This window comes from Allobosea sp. GW823-FHT02B03 (assembly GCF_058797755.1).
The window spans coordinates 511,754-526,607 of sequence record NZ_JBXAJY010000003.1 but is presented as its reverse complement, the minus strand read 5'-3'; the positions used below and the strand labels follow the sequence as shown (position 1 = coordinate 526,607).

Genomic DNA, 14,854 nt, shown 5'->3' with positions numbered 1-14,854 from the left:
GAGGGAGAGCAGCGTGACAGCCCACCAGGTCGATGCAGCCGATCCCGGCGACGCCGGTCGGAAGACAAACTTCCGGCTCGGGCCCCATGTCGTGGCGGGCTCCGCGCTCATGCTCATGCTCGTGGTCGGCTGCGGCGGCTGGGCCGCGACGGCCAACCTCAACGGTGCGGTGATCGCCCAGGGCGCGGTCAAGGTCGACCAGAACCTGAAGGAGGTCCAGCATCGCGACGGTGGCATCATCCAGGCACTCATGGTGCGCCAGGGCGACCAGGTCGAGGCCGGGCAGGTGCTGTTCAGGCTCGACGATGTCCAGATGCGCGCCGAACTCTCGATCATCCACTCTCAGCTTGGCGAGAATCTCGGGCGCAAAGCCAGGCTGGCGGCCGAGCGCGACGACCTTGCCGCGATCCAGTTTCCGGCGGAGCTGGCACAGCTTTCCAGCGATGCAGCGCGTATCATCGAGGGCGAGACGCGGCTTTTCGAGGGCAACAGGACCAATCGCCAGAGCCGAAAGGAGCAGCTCGAGATCGGCATCGTTCAGTCTGGCGAGGAGATCAAAGGACTGGAGGCGCGGCACGTCGCCAAGGTCGAGGAACTGCGCCTGGTCGAGCTTGAAAAGCAGAAATACGCCGGCCTTTTTTCAAAGGGCCTGATCGACGGTGCGCGCGTCTACACCGTCAACCGCGAATGGGCCCGCCTGCTCGGCGAGCGAGGCGAGATCGATGCCGCGCTCGCCCGCGCGAAGCTGCGCATCAGCGAGGCCCGGTTGCAGATCATCGCGGTCGACGAGACCGCGCGAACTGAGGCCCAGCGTGAGCTGCGCCAGGTCGAGGCCAAGATCTCGGAGTTTGGCGATCGACGCCTTGCGACCGAGGACAGGCTCGCCCGCACCGAGATCCGCGCTCCGATCGACGGCACGGTCAATGAGCTGACCGTCTTCACCGTAGGCGGCGTCATCACGCCCGCGGCGCGGCTCGCCACCATCGTGCCGCGGCAGGCCAGGCTGACGGTCGAGGTACGGATCGCGCCGGTCGATATCGATCAGATCAAGCCGGAGCAGCCGGCCCGGCTGCGCTTCTCTGCCTTCGCCAAGAACACCACGCCGGAATTCTCCGGCAAGGTGATCCACGTTTCGCCCGCGACCTCTCGCGATCCGAGCAACGGCTCGACCTACTATTCCGGCGATATCGAACTCGAGAATGAGGCCCAGGTGGAGAACCGCAGGCTGCTGCCGGGCATGCCGGTCGAGGTCTTCATCCAGACGGAAGAGCGCACGGCCCTGTCTTACCTCGTCAAACCCTTCACCGATCACGCCAGCAGGATCTTCAGGGAAAGGTGAGTGCCGGCAGGCATGTTCGTGAGAACGACGGAGCAGAAAGGAACCTCGGAGAGGGCCTCCTGCAGGAGCCGGTCAAGCGAAGTCGGGATCTCCCGGACACCGCGCCGGCATCAGGAGGGGGAATAGAATCCGCTTTCCGACCACTCCCGACGTCCGTTAATGGCGCCGTCTCCAATGTCAGGCGAAGTCTTGGCAGGCCATCTGTCACTTGGTCGATTGGTGGTCAGATGCCGCTCGGCTCAGGTGCAGAGCTTCTCAGAACTCGGCACATCGCATCTTCGCCAATGGAATGAGCCGCGGATTGCCGCTCGAAAATGATGAGGCAAATCAAAACGTAAAGCGTGAAGACCACGGCACTAGCCTCCGTACTTAGAATCAATGTAAATCATTGAGATTGCATCGATTTTTTGATCAACCTATCAGGGGGGCGTGCTCGCGGGCCTCGGGCCGTCGCGGGTATTCGATTGGGCACCCGCATTTTACCTCCGGTGATGACGACAACCACGAAGCTCGATGACGAGAATGAGCTCATGTCGGTCTATCTCCGGCAGTGGAAAGTCCTGCGCGGCTTGCTGCGCAGGCATACCGGTTCGCTCGAGCTCGCCGAGGATGCGCTGCAGGAAACTTGGCTGAGGCTGGCGGGTCTCAAGGCCCAGTCGGGTGTGATCCATGACCGGCAGGCTTTCATCCTGCGCATCGCCGGTAACATCGCGATCGACCTGGCGCGGAGGGAGAAGCGGCACAGCTCGCGCTGCATCAACGATGACGTGCTGCTGGAAGCCCTGGCGGATAGCTATCCGTCACCGGAAACCTTCGCGATCGATCGCGACCAGCTGCGCCAGCTGACGCGGGCGCTGATGCAGCTCCCTGCCAAACCGCGGGCAGCGCTGCTGATGAACCGTTGCGACGGCATGTCTCATCGCGATATCGCAGGCCGGCTGGGCGTTTCGGAGAGCATGGTCGCTCGCTACCTGGCCCAGGCGCTGCGTCATTGCCGCGATCATTTCCGCGGCCTGCTCTAGTTTTTCCGAACCGAGTGCATGTTTTGCGATCTCGCATCGTCTTGATTAGCGAGGTGCTCTCGCACCGCATGCACGGATGTCGGCGCCGCCACGGGATGAAAATCGGTTGAAGAACGACCCGGACCAGCAGGGAGTGCCGGATGTCGCCCTGAGCGACGAGGCGATCGACTGGCTCGTCGCGCTCAATTCCGGCCGTGCGACCGACCAGGACCGCGCCTCCTTCGCAGAATGGCGTGCCCGGAGCGCCGCTCACGAGCTGGCGGCGCGCGAAGCCGAGGCTGTCTGGCACGGCGTGGGCATCGCAGGCGATCGGGCGAGGACATCGGAGCGCAAGGCTTCGCGCGCGAAGCTGACCCGCCGCGCGGTGGTGGGGGGAGGCGTGCTCGTCGCGGGAGGCTGGGCGCTTGGCCAGTCCGGCGCCTTGAGCTTTCGCGGCTTCGCCGACCACGTCACGGGCACGGGCGAGCGGCGGACCGTCATGCTGCCCGACGGCTCGTCGGTGCTGCTCAATGCGGGTACGGCCCTCTCCGTCAATTTTGGTGAAGGGAAGCGTGCGCTACGGCTCCTCGCCGGCGAGGCGACCTTCACCGTCAGGCCCGATCCTTCGCGACCGTTCGTCGTGGAAGCCAGTGGCGGCTGGACGCGGGCAGTGGGAACGGCCTTTAACATCGACATCCGCCCCGGAGAGACCGTGGTGACGGTGCTCGAAGGCGTCGTGGAAGTGGCAGGCGCCGCATCGGCCACCGAAGCCGTCGTCGTGCGGGCCGACCAGCGCGTTCGCTATGCTGCGAGCGGCCGCCTTTCCACTCCCCAGGCGGTCGACGCCGACATCGAGACGGCCTGGCGGCGCGGCAAGCTCATCTTCAACCGCAGACCGCTCGGCGATGTCGTCGCCGAGATCGAGCGCTATCGCAGCGGGACGATCATCATCGCCGGCACCCGGCTGCGCACGCTCGAGGTGACGGGGGTGTTCGACCTCGACGATCCCGAGGCAATCCTGAGGACGATCGAGGAAACCCTGCCGGTACGCGCCCTGCGGCTGCCGCTGGTGACCGTGCTGCGCGGTGCCGGGGCGTAGATTTTATCGTTCAGATACAATCATTTGCAGCAGTTTTCGATTTTTCTTTCGCCTTGCGGTGCAAGATTGCCGAGGTCGCTTCGTCCTTGAAGCCGAGGACCTCGGCATGGCGCATCGAAGCACAGCCGACGTTCTCGATGCGCGACAGGAACGGACAGGCGGTATTCATGGGCGACGGGGCGACAAACCGGGGGCGCGGCTACAGGACGAGGCGTTCGATCGAGGCGGTTCTACTCGGATCGGCCGCAATTTATCTCGCTGGAGGGTTCGCTGCTGGCCTGACCGCGCCAGCCTTTGCCCAGACTGCGACGACGCAGCGCGCCGTCTCGCAGCCGATCCCGTTCAACATCGCCTCGCAGGATCTCGGTGGCGCGCTGACCCAATTTGCCGACCGCGCCGGCCTCAGGCTGCTCTTCCGTTCCAGCCTTGTCGCCGGCAAGAAGAGCCCTGGCGTATCCGGCACCTTGCCACCCGAGGCAGCGCTCAGCCGGCTGCTCGCCGGGACGGGGCTCAGCCATCGCTTCACGAGCGGCAACAGCGTCACGATCACCGATCCGGCGGCAGCGTTCACCTCGAGCTCGGCGCCCGAAGGCTCGATGCTGCTCGATACGATCGATGTCGATGGCGAGAACGCCTGGGGGCCGGTGCAGGGCATCGTCGCCACCCGTAGCGCGACCGGCACCAAGACCAACGCCTCCATCCTCGAGATCCCGCAATCCCTGTCGGTGATCACCCGGGACCAGATCTCGCGCCAGGGCGCGACCAATATCGAGCAGAGCGTGCGCTACACGCCGGGAGCGATCGCCGAGGTCCTCGGCCCCGGCACCGAGCGCGACAAGATCTATCTGCGCGGTTTCGAGCCGAACTACTATCTGGACGGCATGATGCTGCCCTATGGCGCTGCCGGCCAGGGTGCCCGGGCGGAGCCCTACGGGCTCGAGCGGATCGAGGTGCTACGCGGCCCGTCCTCGGTCCTGTTCGGCCAGAATGCACCGGGCGGCATCGTCAACATGGTGAGCAAGCGGCCGACGACAGAGCCGCTGCGGCAGATCGAGCTGCAATATGGCAGCTTCCAGCAATTGCAGGGCGCCTTCGATCTGTCCGGCCCGGCCAATGCGGACAAGACCTTGCTCTATCGCCTGACGGGCGTGGTGCGCGGCGGCGACACGCAGATCGACTACGCCAAAGACGATCGCGTCTTCATCGCGCCGAGCTTCACCTGGCGGCCCAATGACGCGACCAGCTTGACTGTGCTCGGCCAGTACCAGCGCGACGATGCCGGCATCTCGGTCATGTACTACCCCGCCTGGGGCACGCTCTATCAGAACCCGTTCGGCAAGATCCGGCGCGGAACCAATGTCGGCGAGCCCGACCATGACCGCTTCAAGCGCGACTTCTACGCGATTGGCTACCTGTTCGAGCACAAGTTCGACCAGAACCTCGTGGTGCGCCAGAACCTTCGCTATGCCGAAGCGGACGTGAAGCAGGGCGATTCCATCTACGGCATCGGTCTGAGCATTAATCCGGCGACCGGCCTGCCGAGCAATTACCGCTCGCTGAACCGCTTCCAATGGGATGTCGATCGGCGCCAGCGCTACTTCACCGTCGACAACCAGATGGAAGCGCGCTTCGAGACCGGCCCCCTGAAGCACGACCTGCTGCTCGGGCTCGACTATCGCCGTTCGCTGCTCGACCAGACCGTCTATGGCGGGCTTTCCTCGCCGATCGACATCTTCACGCCGGTCTACGGCAACTACTCGGTGCTCGGCACGAAGGCGGCGGATTCCTCCGAGCGCCAGTCGCAACTTGGGCTCTACGCCCAGGACCAGATCCGCTTCGAGCGCTTCCTTCTGACGCTCGGCCTGCGCCAGGACTGGGTCTCCGGCAACAACTTCAACCGGCTGACGCGGCGCGACACCAGGATCGACGATGCGGCGCTGACCGGGCGCGTCGGGCTGACCTATCTCTTCGATTCCGGGTTTGCGCCCTACATCAGCTACTCGACCTCGTTCCAGCCGGTCAGCGGCTCCGGCTATGGCGGCGTGCCGTTCGAGCCGACCGAGGGCGAGCAGTACGAAGCAGGCATCAAATACCAGCCGACCTGGTTCAAGGGGCTCTTCACCGCCTCGGTCTTCCAGCTCAAGCAGACCAATGTGCTCACGCCCGACATGGAACACCGCAACTGCGTGCGCTATCCGGGAACATGCGGCAACTTCAACACGCAGACCGGCGAGGTGAAGGTTCGCGGTCTTGAACTGGAAGCGCGGGCCAGCCTGACCGACGGCCTCGACGTGATCGGCTCCTATGCCTATCTCGACACCGAGGTGACGCGCAGCAATACGAGCAATCTCGGCAAGCGCCAGCCACTGGTCCCGCAGCATCAGGCCTCGCTCTGGCTGGACTACACCTTCCGCTACGGAGCGTTCGACGGGCTCGGCCTTGCCGCCGGCGTGCGCTATACCGGCTCGTCCTATGGTGATGGCGACAACCTGCTGCGGGTGCCGTCCTACACGCTGGTCGACGCGGGCGTGCGCTATGACCTCGCCAAGCTGAGCCCGCAACTCAAGGGCGCGACAGTCTCGGTCAATGCGACCAATCTCTTCGACAAGGAGTATCTGACGACCTGCGCCGCAACCAGCGCCTGCTTCTACGGAGCCGGCAGGACGGTGACGGCAAAGCTCTCCTACACTTGGTGACGATGCACTCGGCGGCCTACGTCGCTGGTGGCGCGATGACGACACGGCGAGCCCTTCTGGGCTCGCTCGGCGGCTTCTGCCTGGCTCCCGGCGCCGTCGCGCAGCCCGCGAGCCGCTCGGCACGCGTCGCTGCGATCGATTGGGCAGCCGCCGAGAGCCTCCTCGCTCTGGGAATCGAGCTGGTGGCGGTCGCAAACACTGGGCTCTACCGGCAATGGTCGACGGAGCCGGCATTGCCGGCGACGGTGGCCGATCTCGGCATGCCGGAGGAGCCCAACCTCGAACGCCTGCTGGAGCTGCGCCCCGACCTGATCCTGGTCTCGGGCTGGCAGGTCGCCCTGCGCCAGACGCTGGCGCGGATCGCCCCGGTCCAGATCTTCTCCGTCTTCGAAAGCAACCGCACGCCCTTGAGCAACGCGCTCGCCTCGATGCGGGCGCTCGCGCGCGAGTTCGGCGTCGAGGAGGTCGCGGCAGCCTTCGAAAGCCGGCTCGAGCACGGCTTCGAGCAGAGCCGAATGCGGCTGCAGGCGACACGGCGGCCGGCTGTCCTCCTCGCGGTCCTGCTCACCGACGGGATGCGGATCACCATCTACGGCAAGGGCAGCCTGCTCGGCGACGTGCTGGATCGGCTCGGCCTCGAGAACGCCTGGATGGGGGCGATGCCGGTTTTCGGCCGGATCACGATCGGCATCGAGCGCCTCCTGGAGCTGCCCGATGTCTGGTTGCTGTATATGGATCAGGGGCACCGCACGCGGGTGGCGCTGCAGCGCCTGCGGGCGAATTCGATCTGGCGCGCGCTGCCTGCCGTCGCGGCTGCACGCGTCCGCCCGATCGCGGCGGTCTGGCCATTTGCCGGCGCACCGACAGCATTGCGCTTCGCCGGCATCGTGACTGACAGAATGTCAGATGGCGGCGCTGGCCATGGTTGAGCACGGGCTGACCGATCGGACGAGGCCCCGCTGGCTTGTGCTGGCGCTCGCCTCGATCGTGCTTCTGGCGATCGCCCTCAACCTCTGGGTTCTCGCCGGCGCCTGGACAGGCGGCGGCGACCCGGGCCATCGCACCCTGCTGATCCGGGAACTCCTCCTGCCGCGCATGGCGACTGGCTTGCTGGCAGGGGCCGCCCTGGGGCTTGCTGCGACCCTTTTCCAGCATGCCCTGCAGAACCCGCTCGCCGAACCGACGACCCTCGGCATCTCCGCCGGCGCGTATTTGGCGCTGACCGGCGCGACGCTCTGGGCGCCCTGGCTGTTCGAGTCCGGGCGTGAATGGATTGCGCTGCTGGGAGCCGGGCTTGCGATGCTGGCCGTGTTCTCGCTGTCGGGCGGGGCTGCCTCGCCCCTGACCATGATCATTGCTGGCCTGCTGGTCAGCCTGCTGTGCGGGGCGCTGGCCGCCTTGCTCGTCCTGCTGAACCATGACTACCTCACCGAGATCTTCATCTGGCAGAGCGGGTCACTTGCTCAGATCGGCTGGAACACGCCCCTGCGCTTTACGGTCGCGCTGGCGACGACGGCGATACTCGCGACCCTGCTGATACGCCCGCTGACGCTGCTCGAACTCGGCGATGACGGCAGTCGGTCCCTGGGAATGCCGGCCGGGTCCATTCGCTGGGCCGCGCTGTCCCTCGCCACGGCGCTGAGCGCCATCGTTGTCGCAAGCGTCGGCGTCCTCGGTTTCGTCGGTCTCGGCGCGCCGGCTCTCGCCAGGTTGGTCGGGGCGCGGCTGCTCGCTCATCGTCTCGTTCTGGCCTCGGTTTTCGGCGCCTTGCTGCTTACCCTCGCAGATGCAGTCGTCATGTTGCTGCCGACGGCGCAGCCGATTCCCGCGGGAGTCGCCACCGCGGCCCTCGGCGCACCTCTCATCCTGCTTCTGCTGTCGCGGTTGCGGCCATCGTCTCTGCCTGGGAGGCAGGCATCCGCGGAAGCGTCTTTCGAGACGGGCCCGCGGCCGAAGCTGCTGTTGGCCGGCGTCCCCGTCCTGCTCGCGATCGGCCTGCTGGCGCTGCTACTCGGCCGTGGCGGCGATGCCTGGCACGGCTTTCGACTGGACGGCTTCTCGTCCGCATTCGTGGCCTTGCGCCTGCCACGTGTCCTTGCAGCCGCTGCGGCCGGCGGAATGCTGGCACTGGCGGGAACGCTGCTGCAGCGCTGGACCGCCAACCCCCTGGCATCCCCCGAAGTGCTCGGCATTTCGTCGGGAGCCTGTCTCGGCGTCGCGGGCTTGATGCTGCTGATGCCCGGGCTCGACGGAGCCTGGCTCGCTGCCATGGGCGGGGCCGCTCTTGCTCTGACCTGCCTCGTCCTCATCGGCCGCTCCGGCAAATTCTCCTCAGAACACATCCTGCTCGGAGGGATCGCGCTCTCGGTGCTCTCATCTGCGGCTCTGGCGATCCTGATGACCAAGGGAGACCCGAGGGTCGGCTTCCTGCTGAGCTGGATGACCGGCTCGACCTACCGGACCACGCTCGCGGAAGCCGAGTTGGCGGCCGTGACCGCATTCTCTCTGCTCGTGCTGTCGCCATTGCTGGCGCGCTGGCTCCTGATCATGCCGCTGGGCGAGCCGGTCGAGCGCATGCTCGGCGTGCCGTTATCCGCCGCACGCATGCTGGTCCTGCTGGTCGCCGCCACCGCCACCGCCACCGCGACGATGATCGTCGGGCCCTTGAGTTTCGTTGGCCTGCTTGCGCCGCACCTTGCGCGTCAGCTCGGCTTTCGGCGCCCGGTCGAGCAAATCGTCGCCGGCACTTTGCTTGGGGCTACGATCATGGTGCTGGCGGACTGGCTGGGGCGGGTCGCGGCCTATCCCTGGCAGATTCCATCCGGCCTGATCGCGACTCTGGTCGGCGGCCTGCTTTTCGTTGTCCTGCTCGCCCGTTCGCCCTCCACGCACGCCGCTGGCGCGATCGCAGCCGGGCAAGGACGACCTGCCCGGAATGGAGACCGGTGACGATGTCTGCGGATCCGATGCTGACGACGACGGCGCATGTGGCGCTGAAGGAGCCGGAGCTCATGCTTCGCAAGCTCGTCCGTGCCTTCTCCGAGCACGCCGCTGTCGTCGGCTCGGCGCCGTCCTGTCGCCTGGAGACGCGGGCAGGGAGCGTCGCGCTGACCGCCGCGGCAGATGCGCTGGCCATTCGCATCGACGCCTCGAGCCAGCATGCCCTGTTCGCGCTCAGGGCCGCTCTCGCTGAGCGGCTGCTCTCGCTGTCGCAGGACGATCGGCCCTCGCTTCTCTGGGCAGGCGCCGGAGCCGCTGAGCGCGAGATCCCGTCCTTCAAGGCGGTCTCGGTCGCGCGAGCCCGAAGCATCACCCCGTCGATGCGACGCGTCACCCTGGCCTGCGACGACATCTCCCATTTCGAGCGCGACGGGATGCACGTCTCCGTGCTGATCCCGACCTCAGGCAGAGAGCCGATCTGGCCAAGCCTCGGCGAGGATGGCCGTGTGATCTGGCCGGTGGGAAAGGACGAGCTCGCCCGGCGGACCTATTCGATCCGGCGCATCGACCGCGAGGCGCGCGAGCTCGACATCGACGTCGTCCTGCATGGAGATTCGCCGGGGGCGACGTGGGCGAGGACCGCCCGCGCCGGCGATCCGATCGGCCTCATCGGGCCATCGGGAGGCGAGCTGCCGGCGGCGGACTGGTATCTGCTCGCCGGGGACGAAACCGCGCTGCCGGCGATTGCGCGGATCGCCGAGGAACTGCCGGCGCAAGCCCGTGCCACGATCCTGCTGGAAGTGCCCGATTTGCGAGAATGCCAGTCGCTTTCCGGCCGAGCGCGCCTCGATGTGCATTGGCTACTGCGTAACGGCGCGCCGGCGGGCTCGACAGCCCTGCTCGAAACCGCGATCCGGTCGCTCGACTGGCCGCGTTGCGACAATCCCTACGTACTCGTCGGTTGCGAGAAGCGAGCGGCTCGGGAAATACGTGCCATTCTCCGGCGAGACAGGGGAATGGCCAAGGACCGGCACCTCGTGGTGGCCTATTGGCAGCGCTTTGCGGGCGATCACCGATGAAGCTGGATGGCAGGCCGCCGATGCACGAGCCCTCCGCGACAGCGCTGCCGTTAGGGTTGCCGACTTGAGAGCATTTCAGACAGCATTCGGATCACTTCAGGAGATCGCTCGTGAGCGCGACATCCACTTCTCGCCCCTGAAGAAGGCTCTCATGAAGCATGGCCCTGCCATGCTCGTTGGTGCGGCCGAACCGCAGCACCGGATGAGTGAACCGCCGGCTCCGCCTGCCGCTGTTTGATTTCACGACTGCTTGTCGGACGTCAGCTCGAGCAGGAGATGGCGCAAATGGCTCGTCAGCTGCCGCTTCCGTTCGTTCTCCATCAGGCCGATTTCGCGCCTCGCATCTGGGAAGTCGAGATGCTCGATCCTCAGCCTCGGATTCTCCTCCCAGGAGGAGTAGCGGCCGAGGGGTACGATGGTGACGCCGGCATCCTGCTCGACCAGCTCGACGAGGGTCCGCGAGAGCTGCATCTCCAGGCTCTCGCCGAAAGCCATCTTTCTGTCCCGGACGAACCTGTCGATCAAACCGCCGGTATGGGTGGTGAGTGAAGGGCGCAGGAACAGACGCTCGCGCATCAGGGCTTCCATGGAGAGGCCCTTTGCCGACTGCCGGTTCGCGATGAACACGAAAGGCTCATAATAGAGCGTCGTCCAAAGCGTCCCGGTCGCTATCGGGCGCGGGCTCCGGACGGCCACGGCCGCATCGGATTCGCCGGCCTCCACCCGCGCGCTGAGATCCGAGGAGTAGCCGACGGCCGGCCTGATCGTGAAGCGCGGGTAACGCTCGCGCGCCTGAAGCGTCGCTTTCACGAGCAGGCTCATGCAGGAGGCGATGGCCTCGGCATAGATCGCGCCGACCGGATCGCCATCGTCATCCGAACTGGATATCAGCTCGTCGAACTGGTCGATCAGCCGCTGAGCACGCGGCAGGAAACGCAGGCCGCGCTCGTTGAGCGAGAGCTTCTTGCCGATCCGGTCGAAGAGCTGATGGCCGAGCGAGTCCTCCAGCAAGCGCATCTGCTGGCTGACGCCCGCCGGGGTGAGCCCCACCTTCTCCGCGGCGGCGACGAAGCTGCCGCATTGTGCGACGCACAGGAAAGTCCGCAAAGCCCGGATCGTCGCCATGATCCCCGTCGACAATTTTTAATTGCTTATCTGGCAAGAACTTCTCGTTTTTCTTTCTAGGAAGCAAGCGCTAGCCATGCCTCGAACCCGGCCTTGAGCCGGGACCAACCGGGGAGGTGGCATGCTCCGCTTTGCGCTGACACGAATAGGGATGGCGCTGCCGACGCTGCTGATCGTGGCGGTGGCGGTCTTCGTCCTGATCCGCCTGATCCCGGGCGATCCCGCCCAGCTGATGCTGGGGGATCTGGCGACGCCGGCGAGCCTCGCCGACCTGCGGGCTCGGCTCGGGCTCGATCAGAGCCTGCCGGTCCAGTTCGGCATCTGGTTCGGCAAGGTGCTGACCGGCGATTTCGGCCAATCGATCTCGTCGCAGCAGGCGGTGCTGCCGCTGATCCTGTCGCGCTTCTGGATCTCCGCCCAGATCGTTCTCGTCGCCGTCTTGCTGGCGAGCTTCGTCGCGGTACCGGCGGGCGTCATCGCCGCCTGGAAACAGGATTCCCCGATCGATCTCAGCCTCGTCGCCACAGCGACGCTGCTTCTGTCGATCCCGACCTTCTGGCTTGGCCTGCTGCTCCTGCTCTTCTTCGGCCTGAAGCTCGAATGGCTGCCGGTGGTCGGCTATGTCTCGATCTCAGAGAACCCGTGGTCCGGCATCCTCTACCTGGTCATGCCGATCATGACGCTGTTCCTGCACGAGATCGGTGTGATCCTGCGCATGGCCCGTGCTTCGACGCTGGAGGTCCTCCGGCTCGATTACATCACGCATGCCCGTGCCAAAGGTCTCTCGGAGCGTGCCGTGCTCTGGCGCCACGCTTTCAAGAACGCCTTCGGCCCGACCTGGACCTTGATCGGCCTCGTCCTCGGCAACCTGCTCGGCGGCATCGCGGTGGTCGAGACGGTGTTCACCATCCCCGGTCTGGGCCGTCTGCTGGTCGATGCGATTTTCTCCCGCGACTATCCGGTGATCCAGGGCTGCATGCTCTTCGTCGCCTTCACCTATGTGCTGGTCAATCTCGTGATCGACCTTTGCTACCCGGTCTTCGATCCCAGGGTGACGGCGCAATGAAACTCCCCGCTCCCAACGCCCTGGTCGGCGGCACGCTGATCGCCCTCCTGCTCGCGGCCGCCGGCACTGGCGCGCTGTGGACGCCCTATGATCCGCTCAAGCTCTCCTTCCGCGAGAAGCTGGCGGCGCCCTCGGCGATGCACTGGCTCGGCACCGACGAATTCGGCCGCGACGTGCTCTCGCGATTAATGGCGGGGGCTGCGACTTCGGTCTGGATCAGCATCCTGACAGTGGCGCTCGCCGTCGTCATGGGCACCACGATCGGCCTGTTCTCCGGCTACATGCGCGGCTGGACTGACCGGGTGATCATGGCCTTCAACGATGCGTTGCTGGCCTTCCCGGGCATCCTGCTGGCACTCGGCCTGCTCGCCGTGGTCGGCGCCAACAAATACGGCATCATCGTCGCGCTGGGCATCGCCTACACGCCCTCCGTCGCCCGCATCGTGCGCGGCACGGTGCTGTCGCTGCGCGAACGCGAGTTCATCGCGGCCTCCCGGGTGATGGGCAACTCCGAGGGCTTCACCATGGCCCGCCACATCCTGCCGAACTGCATCGCGCCGCTGACCGTGCTGGCGACCTCGATGTTCGGCTATGTGCTGCTGGCCGAGAGCGCTCTCTCCTTCCTCGGCCTCGGCGTGCCGCCGCCGGCCCCGACCTGGGGCAACATGCTGGCGGGCTCGCGGCCCTATATCGATCAGGCCGTCTGGCTCGGCATCTTCCCCGGCCTCGCCATCTCGCTGACCCTGCTCGGCATCAACCTGCTCGGCGACGCCGTGCGCGACAAGCTCGACCCGCGGATGAGGGGTGCGCGATGACCTCCACCAAGCCATTGCTCGACGTCGCCAACCTCACGCTGAAGATCGGCTCATCCGGCCGCACCGTCGTCAACGACGTCTCCTTCCAGGTCTTTCCCGGTGAGATCGTCGGCATCGTCGGCGAGTCCGGCTCGGGCAAGACGCTCGCCGCCCGCGCCGTGATGGGCTTCATCCCGCCGGCGGTCCGGCTCGAAGGCGGCGCGATCCGCTTCGACGGCCAGGATGTGATGGCGATGTCGGCCAGGGACCTGCGCGCCATGCGCGGCTCCCGTGTCGGCATGGTCTTCCAGGAGCCGATGACCTCGCTCAACCCCTCCATGCTGATCGGGCGCCAGCTCGAGGAAGGCTTGGCGCTGCATCGCAAGCTCAACGCAGCCGGCCGGCGCGAGCTCATCCTGGACATGCTCCGCCGCGTCGGCATCCGCGACCCCGAAGGGGCCTTCAACGCCTATCCGCACCAGTATTCCGGCGGCATGCGCCAGCGTATCATGCTGGCTTCGGTGATGCTGCTGAAGCCGGCGCTGCTCCTCGCCGACGAGCCGACCACCGCGCTCGACGCCGTCGTCCAGCGCGACGTGATGGAGCTGATGGTCGACCTGACCCAGGCCAACAACACCGCCGTGCTCTTGATCTCGCACGATCTCGGCATGGTCGCGCGCTATTGCAGCCGCATCGTCGTGATGTGCCAGGGCGACGTTGTCGAGCAGGGCAAGAGCGAGGACATCCTCGCCCGGCCACAGCATCCCTATACCCGCAAGCTGCTCTCGGCCATGCCGCACCGGCTGCCGGCACGCCATCTGCCGGAGGCTAAGACTCCGATCGTCGCGGTGCGCGACCTCGTCGTCGAATATCCCGGCCGGCAGGGCTTCTTCCGGAAGGAACAGGCGAAGCGCGCTCTGCACGGCATCAGCCTCGACGTGAAGCCTGGCGAGGTCGTCGCGGTCGTCGGCGGCTCCGGCTCGGGCAAGACGACGCTCGGCCAGTCGATCGTGGGGCTGGTCAAGCCGGCCGGCGGCGAGATCCGCTTCAACGGCAAGCCGATCGCCAGGAGCGACGCGGCGTTCTGGGATTATCGGCTGAACTGTCAGATGGTCTTCCAGGACCCGTATTCCTCGCTCGACCCGCGCATGACCATTGGCCAGCTCGTCGCGGAGCCGCTGCGTCTCGTGCCCGATATGAGCCCGGCCGACAGGACGGCGCGCGTCGCCGAGGTGCTAAGCGAGGTCGGCCTCGCCGACGGTTTCGCCGAGCGCTATCCGCATGAGCTCTCCGGCGGCCAGCGCCAGCGCGTCGCCATCGCCCGCGCCGTCCTGCGCCGGCCGAGTTTCGTCATCGCCGACGAGCCGGTCTCGGCCCTCGACGTCACCGTGCGGGCGCAGGTGCTGGAGCTGTTCGCAGAGCTGCAGAAGAAGCACGGCTTCTCCTGCCTGTTCATCAGCCACGACCTCGGCGTGGTCGAGCAGGTCGCCGACCGCGTCGTCGTCATGCAGGACGGCCGCATCGTCGAGGAAGGGCCGCGCGACGACATCTTCGACAATCCCCGGCACCCCTACACCCGCAAGCTCCTCGCAGCCGTCCCGGGCCTCGAAAGCACGGGTGACGGCGGTGTCCGGCTCTTCTGGAGGCGCGCCGAAACCGACAGGGCAACGGCCCTGGCCTGAGCCGTCATCGTCCAAACAACCAAGAACGAGGGA

At 66.3% G+C, this 14,854-nt stretch carries 11 protein-coding genes; 10 read left to right on the top strand and 1 reads right to left on the bottom strand.

The window, feature by feature from the left end; genetic code table 11:
- The first annotated feature begins 13 nt into the window (after positions 1-13).
- The 7 genes from AC1REK_RS12120 (at position 14) to AC1REK_RS12090 (ending at position 10,154) form a co-directional block, all read left to right on the top strand.
- On the top strand, positions 14-1,339 hold the full coding sequence (locus AC1REK_RS12120; RefSeq protein ID WP_492267850.1) for an HlyD family type I secretion periplasmic adaptor subunit: 1,326 nt from the start codon (positions 14-16) through the stop codon (positions 1,337-1,339).
- 530 nt (positions 1,340-1,869) lie between these two features.
- Positions 1,870-2,361, top strand: coding sequence for an RNA polymerase sigma factor (locus tag AC1REK_RS12115; RefSeq protein ID WP_492267851.1), 492 nt, complete (start codon positions 1,870-1,872; stop codon positions 2,359-2,361).
- A gap of 106 nt (positions 2,362-2,467) precedes the next feature.
- Positions 2,468-3,439 carry a FecR family protein gene (locus AC1REK_RS12110; RefSeq protein WP_492267852.1) on the top strand — a complete coding sequence of 324 codons (972 nt, stop codon included), beginning with the start codon at positions 2,468-2,470 and terminating at the stop codon, positions 3,437-3,439.
- 137 nt (positions 3,440-3,576) lie between these two features.
- On the top strand, positions 3,577-6,135 hold the full coding sequence (locus AC1REK_RS12105; RefSeq protein ID WP_492267853.1) for a TonB-dependent siderophore receptor: 2,559 nt from the start codon (positions 3,577-3,579) through the stop codon (positions 6,133-6,135).
- A gap of 35 nt (positions 6,136-6,170) precedes the next feature.
- Positions 6,171-7,064 carry an ABC transporter substrate-binding protein gene (locus AC1REK_RS12100; RefSeq protein WP_492267854.1) on the top strand — a complete coding sequence of 298 codons (894 nt, stop codon included), beginning with the start codon at positions 6,171-6,173 and terminating at the stop codon, positions 7,062-7,064.
- Complete coding sequence (fhuB, locus tag AC1REK_RS12095) at positions 7,057-9,084, top strand: Fe(3+)-hydroxamate ABC transporter permease FhuB (RefSeq protein WP_492273795.1); 2,028 nt, start codon at positions 7,057-7,059, stop codon at positions 9,082-9,084. Before AC1REK_RS12100 ends, fhuB begins: the two co-directional genes overlap by 8 nt.
- A gap of 2 nt (positions 9,085-9,086) precedes the next feature.
- Positions 9,087-10,154, top strand: coding sequence for a siderophore-interacting protein (locus AC1REK_RS12090; protein ID WP_492267856.1), 1,068 nt, complete (start codon positions 9,087-9,089; stop codon positions 10,152-10,154).
- Positions 10,155-10,394: 240 nt separating this feature from the next.
- On the opposite strand, the gene AC1REK_RS12085 is transcribed toward AC1REK_RS12090, so the two are convergent.
- Positions 10,395-11,279: a LysR family transcriptional regulator gene (locus tag AC1REK_RS12085; protein WP_492267857.1), complete on the bottom strand. Its 885-nt coding sequence runs from the start codon at positions 11,277-11,279 to the stop codon at positions 10,395-10,397.
- 121 nt (positions 11,280-11,400) lie between these two features.
- On the opposite strand from AC1REK_RS12085, the gene AC1REK_RS12080 reads away from it, so the two are divergent.
- Genes AC1REK_RS12080 through AC1REK_RS12070 form a run of 3 tightly spaced genes read left to right on the top strand, consistent with a single transcriptional unit; the run spans position 11,401 to position 14,821 of the window.
- A complete protein-coding gene (locus tag AC1REK_RS12080; protein ID WP_492267858.1) occupies positions 11,401-12,345 on the top strand; it encodes an ABC transporter permease in 945 nt (314 codons plus the stop codon).
- Entirely contained in the window at positions 12,342-13,160 is an 819-nt protein-coding gene (locus tag AC1REK_RS12075) for an ABC transporter permease (protein ID WP_492267859.1), read from the top strand. Before AC1REK_RS12080 ends, AC1REK_RS12075 begins: the two co-directional genes overlap by 4 nt.
- Positions 13,157-14,821: an ABC transporter ATP-binding protein gene (locus AC1REK_RS12070; protein ID WP_492267860.1), complete on the top strand. Its 1,665-nt coding sequence runs from the start codon at positions 13,157-13,159 to the stop codon at positions 14,819-14,821. The genes AC1REK_RS12075 and AC1REK_RS12070 overlap by 4 nt, the downstream gene beginning before the upstream one ends.
- Positions 14,822-14,854: the final 33 nt, after the last annotated feature.